Annotated in this window: 1 tRNA gene and 3 rRNA genes; all 4 read left to right on the top strand. The window is 49.2% G+C overall.

The window, feature by feature from the left end:
• Positions 1–203: 203 nt before the first annotated feature.
• The 4 genes from ACOMA9_RS09710 (at position 204) to rrf (ending at position 5373) form a co-directional block, all read left to right on the top strand.
• Positions 204–1759: ribosomal RNA gene (locus ACOMA9_RS09710) — 16S ribosomal RNA — on the top strand.
• 56 nt (positions 1760–1815) lie between these two features.
• Positions 1816–1888: transfer RNA gene (locus ACOMA9_RS09705), tRNA-Ala, on the top strand.
• 264 nt (positions 1889–2152) lie between these two features.
• Positions 2153–5054: ribosomal RNA gene (locus ACOMA9_RS09700) — 23S ribosomal RNA — on the top strand.
• Between the two features lie 203 nt (positions 5055–5257).
• Positions 5258–5373: ribosomal RNA gene (gene rrf / locus ACOMA9_RS09695) — 5S ribosomal RNA — on the top strand.
• Together the 16S, 23S and 5S rRNA genes with 1 tRNA gene alongside form the textbook arrangement of a ribosomal RNA operon.
• Position 5374: the final 1 nt, after the last annotated feature.

Here is a 5374-nt window from a genome sequence, read left to right as displayed (position 1 = left end):
AAAATAAAAAAAGATGAAAAAAGGTATTGACAAGAGTCAAAGGAGATGATATACTAAGATAGTTGTCGCTTGAGGGGCGACAAAGACCTTTGAAAACTGAACAAGACGAACCAATGTGCAGGCGACTGTTTAAAGACAGTCCGTCAAACATTAAGAAGAAACAATAAATCTGTCAGTGACAGAAATGAGTGAGAGCTCAAACTTTATATGAGAGTTTGATCCTGGCTCAGGACGAACGCTGGCGGCGTGCCTAATACATGCAAGTAGGACGCACAGTCTATACCGTAGCTTGCTACACCATAGGCTGTGAGTTGCGAACGGGTGAGTAACGCGTAGGTAACCTGCCTATTAGAGGGGGATAACTATTGGAAACGATAGCTAATACCGCATAACAGTATGTAACACATGTTAGATGCTTGAAAGATGCAATTGCATCGCTAGTAGATGGACCTGCGTTGTATTAGCTAGTAGGTAGGGTAATGGCCTACCTAGGCGACGATACATAGCCGACCTGAGAGGGTGATCGGCCACACTGGGACTGAGACACGGCCCAGACTCCTACGGGAGGCAGCAGTAGGGAATCTTCGGCAATGGGGGGAACCCTGACCGAGCAACGCCGCGTGAGTGAAGAAGGTTTTCGGATCGTAAAGCTCTGTTGTTAAGGAAGAACGAGTGTGAGAATGGAAAGTTCATACTGTGACGGTACTTAACCAGAAAGGGACGGCTAACTACGTGCCAGCAGCCGCGGTAATACGTAGGTCCCGAGCGTTGTCCGGATTTATTGGGCGTAAAGCGAGCGCAGGCGGTTAGAAAAGTCTGAAGTGAAAGGCAGTGGCTCAACCATTGTAGGCTTTGGAAACTGTTTAACTTGAGTGCAGAAGGGGAGAGTGGAATTCCATGTGTAGCGGTGAAATGCGTAGATATATGGAGGAACACCGGTGGCGAAAGCGGCTCTCTGGTCTGTAACTGACGCTGAGGCTCGAAAGCGTGGGGAGCGAACAGGATTAGATACCCTGGTAGTCCACGCCGTAAACGATGAGTGCTAGGTGTTAGGTCCTTTCCGGGACTTAGTGCCGCAGCTAACGCATTAAGCACTCCGCCTGGGGAGTACGACCGCAAGGTTGAAACTCAAAGGAATTGACGGGGGCCCGCACAAGCGGTGGAGCATGTGGTTTAATTCGAAGCAACGCGAAGAACCTTACCAGGTCTTGACATCCCGATGCTATTTCTAGAGATAGGAAGTTTCTTCGGAACATCGGTGACAGGTGGTGCATGGTTGTCGTCAGCTCGTGTCGTGAGATGTTGGGTTAAGTCCCGCAACGAGCGCAACCCTTATTGTTAGTTGCCATCATTGAGTTGGGCACTCTAGCGAGACTGCCGGTAATAAACCGGAGGAAGGTGGGGATGACGTCAAATCATCATGCCCCTTATGACCTGGGCTACACACGTGCTACAATGGCTGGTACAACGAGTCGCAAGCCGGTGACGGCAAGCTAATCTCTGAAAGCCAGTCTCAGTTCGGATTGTAGGCTGCAACTCGCCTACATGAAGTCGGAATCGCTAGTAATCGCGGATCAGCACGCCGCGGTGAATACGTTCCCGGGCCTTGTACACACCGCCCGTCACACCACGAGAGTTTGTAACACCCGAAGTCGGTGAGGTAACCGTAAGGAGCCAGCCGCCTAAGGTGGGATAGATGATTGGGGTGAAGTCGTAACAAGGTAGCCGTATCGGAAGGTGCGGCTGGATCACCTCCTTTCTAAGGAAAAAACGGAAGCCATTGAGTTTGTCTTGTTTAGTTTTGAGAGGTCTTGTGGGGCCTTAGCTCAGCTGGGAGAGCGCCTGCTTTGCACGCAGGAGGTCAGCGGTTCGATCCCGCTAGGCTCCATTAGGATAGAATCCTACTGAACTTAATAAAGAAGTGAAGTTGCATATGAGACTAACTTCTTAGGGAAAAAGATAAACTTCCTTGTGTTCGACGAACACAACGTCAGTTTTCTATTTTTCTACAGAAGTTTTCGCAAGCGAACCGTCTCTTAATATCCTAAAATTAGCACATTGAAAATTGAATAACGATATCAAATAGTAACAAGAAAATAAACCGAAAACGCTGTGAATATTAATGAGTATATGACTGAGAGGTCAAAGATAAGGTTAAGTTAGTAAGGGCGCACGGTGGATGCCTTGGCACTAGGAGCCGAAGAAGGACGTGACAAACGACGAAATGCCTTGGGGAGCTGTAAGTAAGCGTAGATCCAGGGATGTCCGAATGGGGGAACCCAACGGGTAGATGCCTGTTACCCATCTCTGTTAAGGAGATGAGGAGGAAGACGCAGTGAACTGAAACATCTAAGTAGCTGCAGGAAGAGAAAGCAAAAGCGATTGCCTGAGTAGCGGCGAGCGAAAGGGCAAGAGGGCAAACCGAGAAGTTTACTTCTCGGGGTTGTAGGACTGCGATGTGGACTTAAAGATTATAGAAGAAGACCTTGGGAAAGGTTGCCAGAGAGAGTAAGAGCCTCGTATTTTAAATAGTCTTTATACCTAGCAGGATCCTGAGTACGGCGGGACACGAGGAATCCCGTCGGAATCTGGGAGGACCATCTCCCAACCCTAAATACTCCCTAGTGACCGATAGTGAACCAGTACCGTGAGGGAAAGGTGAAAAGCACCCCGGGAGGGGAGTGAAAGAGAACCTGAAACCGTGTGCCTACAACAAGTTCGAGCCCGTTAATGGGTGAGAGCGTGCCTTTTGTAGAATGAACCGGCGAGTTACGTTATGATGCGAGGTTAAGTTGAAGAGACGGAGCCGTAGGGAAACCGAGTCTGAAGAGGGCGCCATAGTATCATGATGTAGACCCGAAACCATGTGACCTACCCATGAGCAGGTTGAAGGTGAGGTAAAACTCACTGGAGGACCGCACCAGGGCACGTTGAAAAGTGCTTGGATGACTTGTGGGTAGCGGAGAAATTCCAAACGAACTTGGAGATAGCTGGTTCTCTCCGAAATAGCTTTAGGGCTAGCGTCGACAGAAAGATTCTTGGAGGTAGAGCACTGTTTGGGTGAGGGGTCCATCCCGGATTACCAATCTCAGATAAACTCCGAATGCCAAAGAATTATGGTCGGCAGTCAGACTGCGAGTGCTAAGATCCGTAGTCGAAAGGGAAACAGCCCAGACCACCAGCTAAGGTCCCAAAATAATTGTTAAGTGGAAAAGGATGTGGGGTTGCACAGACAACTAGGATGTTAGCTTAGAAGCAGCTATTCATTCAAAGAGTGCGTAATAGCTCACTAGTCGAGTGACCCTGCGCCGAAAATGTACCGGGGCTAAAACAATTTACCGAAGCTGTGGATCCTTTAGGGGATGGTAGGAGAGCGTTCTATGTGTGGTGAAGGTGTACCGTGAGGAGCGCTGGAACGCATAGAAGTGAGAATGCCGGTATGAGTAGCGCAAGACAGGTGAGAATCCTGTCCACCGTAAGACTAAGGTTTCCAGGGGAAGGCTCGTCCGCCCTGGGTTAGTCGGGACCTAAGGAGAGACCGAAAGGTGTATCCGATGGCCAACAGGTAGAGATTCCTGTACTAGAGTATAGAGTGAAGGAGGGACGCAGTAGGCTAACTCAAGCGTGCGAATGGAAGAGCACGTCTAAGCAGTGAGGTGTGATAGGAGTCAAATGCTTCTATCTGTAACATTGAGCTGTGATGGGGAGCGAAGTTTAGTAGCGAAGTGAGTGACGTCACACTGCCAAGAAAAGCTTCTAGCGTTAATTTATACTCTACCCGTACCGCAAACCGACACAGGTAGTCGAGGCGAGTAGCCTCAGGTGATCGAGAGAACTCTCGTTAAGGAACTCGGCAAAATGACCCCGTAACTTCGGGAGAAGGGGTGCTCAGTGTAACTGAGCCGCAGTGAATAGGCCCAAGCAACTGTTTATCAAAAACACAGCTCTCTGCTAAATCGTAAGATGATGTATAGGGGGTGACGCCTGCCCGGTGCTGGAAGGTTAAGAGGAGTGCTTAGACGTAAGTCGAAGGTATGAATTGAAGCCCCAGTAAACGGCGGCCGTAACTATAACGGTCCTAAGGTAGCGAAATTCCTTGTCGGGTAAGTTCCGACCCGCACGAAAGGCGTAATGATTTGGGCACTGTCTCAACGAGAGACTCGGTGAAATTTTAGTACCTGTGAAGATGCAGGTTACCCGCGACAGGACGGAAAGACCCCATGGAGCTTTACTGCAGTTTGATATTGAGTGTCTGTGCCACATGTACAGGATAGGTAGGAGCCAAAGAGATCGGGACGCCAGTTTCGATGGAGGCGATGTTGGGATACTACCCTTGTGTTATGGCCACTCTAACCCGGATAGGTGATCCCTATCGGAGACAGTGTCTGACGGGCAGTTTGACTGGGGCGGTCGCCTCCTAAAGAGTAACGGAGGCGCCCAAAGGTTCCCTCAGATTGGTTGGAAATCAATCGCAGAGTGTAAAGGTATAAGGGAGCTTGACTGCGAGAGCAACAACTCGAGCAGGGACGAAAGTCGGGCTTAGTGATCCGGTGGTTCCGTATGGAAGGGCCATCGCTCAACGGATAAAAGCTACCCTGGGGATAACAGGCTTATCTCCCCCAAGAGTTCACATCGACGGGGAGGTTTGGCACCTCGATGTCGGCTCGTCGCATCCTGGGGCTGTAGTCGGTCCCAAGGGTTGGGCTGTTCGCCCATTAAAGCGGCACGCGAGCTGGGTTCAGAACGTCGTGAGACAGTTCGGTCCCTATCCGTCGCGGGCGAAGGAAATTTGAGAGGATCTGCTCCTAGTACGAGAGGACCAGAGTGGACTTACCGCTGGTGTACCAGTTGTTCTGCCAAGAGCATCGCTGGGTAGCTATGTAGGGAAGGGATAAACGCTGAAAGCATCTAAGTGTGAAACCCACCTCAAGATGAGATTTCCCATAACGTTATGTTAGTAAGAGCCCTGAGAGAAGATCAGGTAGATAGGTTAGGAGTGGAAGTTGTGTGAGCAATGGAGCGGACTAATACTAATAGCTCGAGGACTTATCCGAGAAGAAGTAATGAGAACGTGAAGAAAAGCGTATGATTTATCTAAATCACTAGCTTTTTAGTTCGAATACAATTACTTAAGTAATGAAGGCAGATCTAGTAAGGATCTAACTGGAGTACAATTTCATTGAGAAAGATAGCGTAGAGGTAAATCTTTTACAATTTGAGACGTTATTCAATTTTGAGTGTGTTAGATACTCAGCAGTTAAGTGACGATAGCCTAGGAGATACACCTGTACCCATGCCGAACACAGAAGTTAAGCCCTAGAACGCCGGAAGTAGTTGGGGGTTGCCCCCTGTGAGATATGGTAGTCGCTTAGCA

The sequence above is a fragment of the Streptococcus atopicus genome, assembly GCF_049166725.1.
Lineage (GTDB): Bacteria > Bacillota > Bacilli > Lactobacillales > Streptococcaceae > Streptococcus > Streptococcus hominis.
This window is presented reverse-complemented; position numbering and strand designations above follow the sequence as displayed.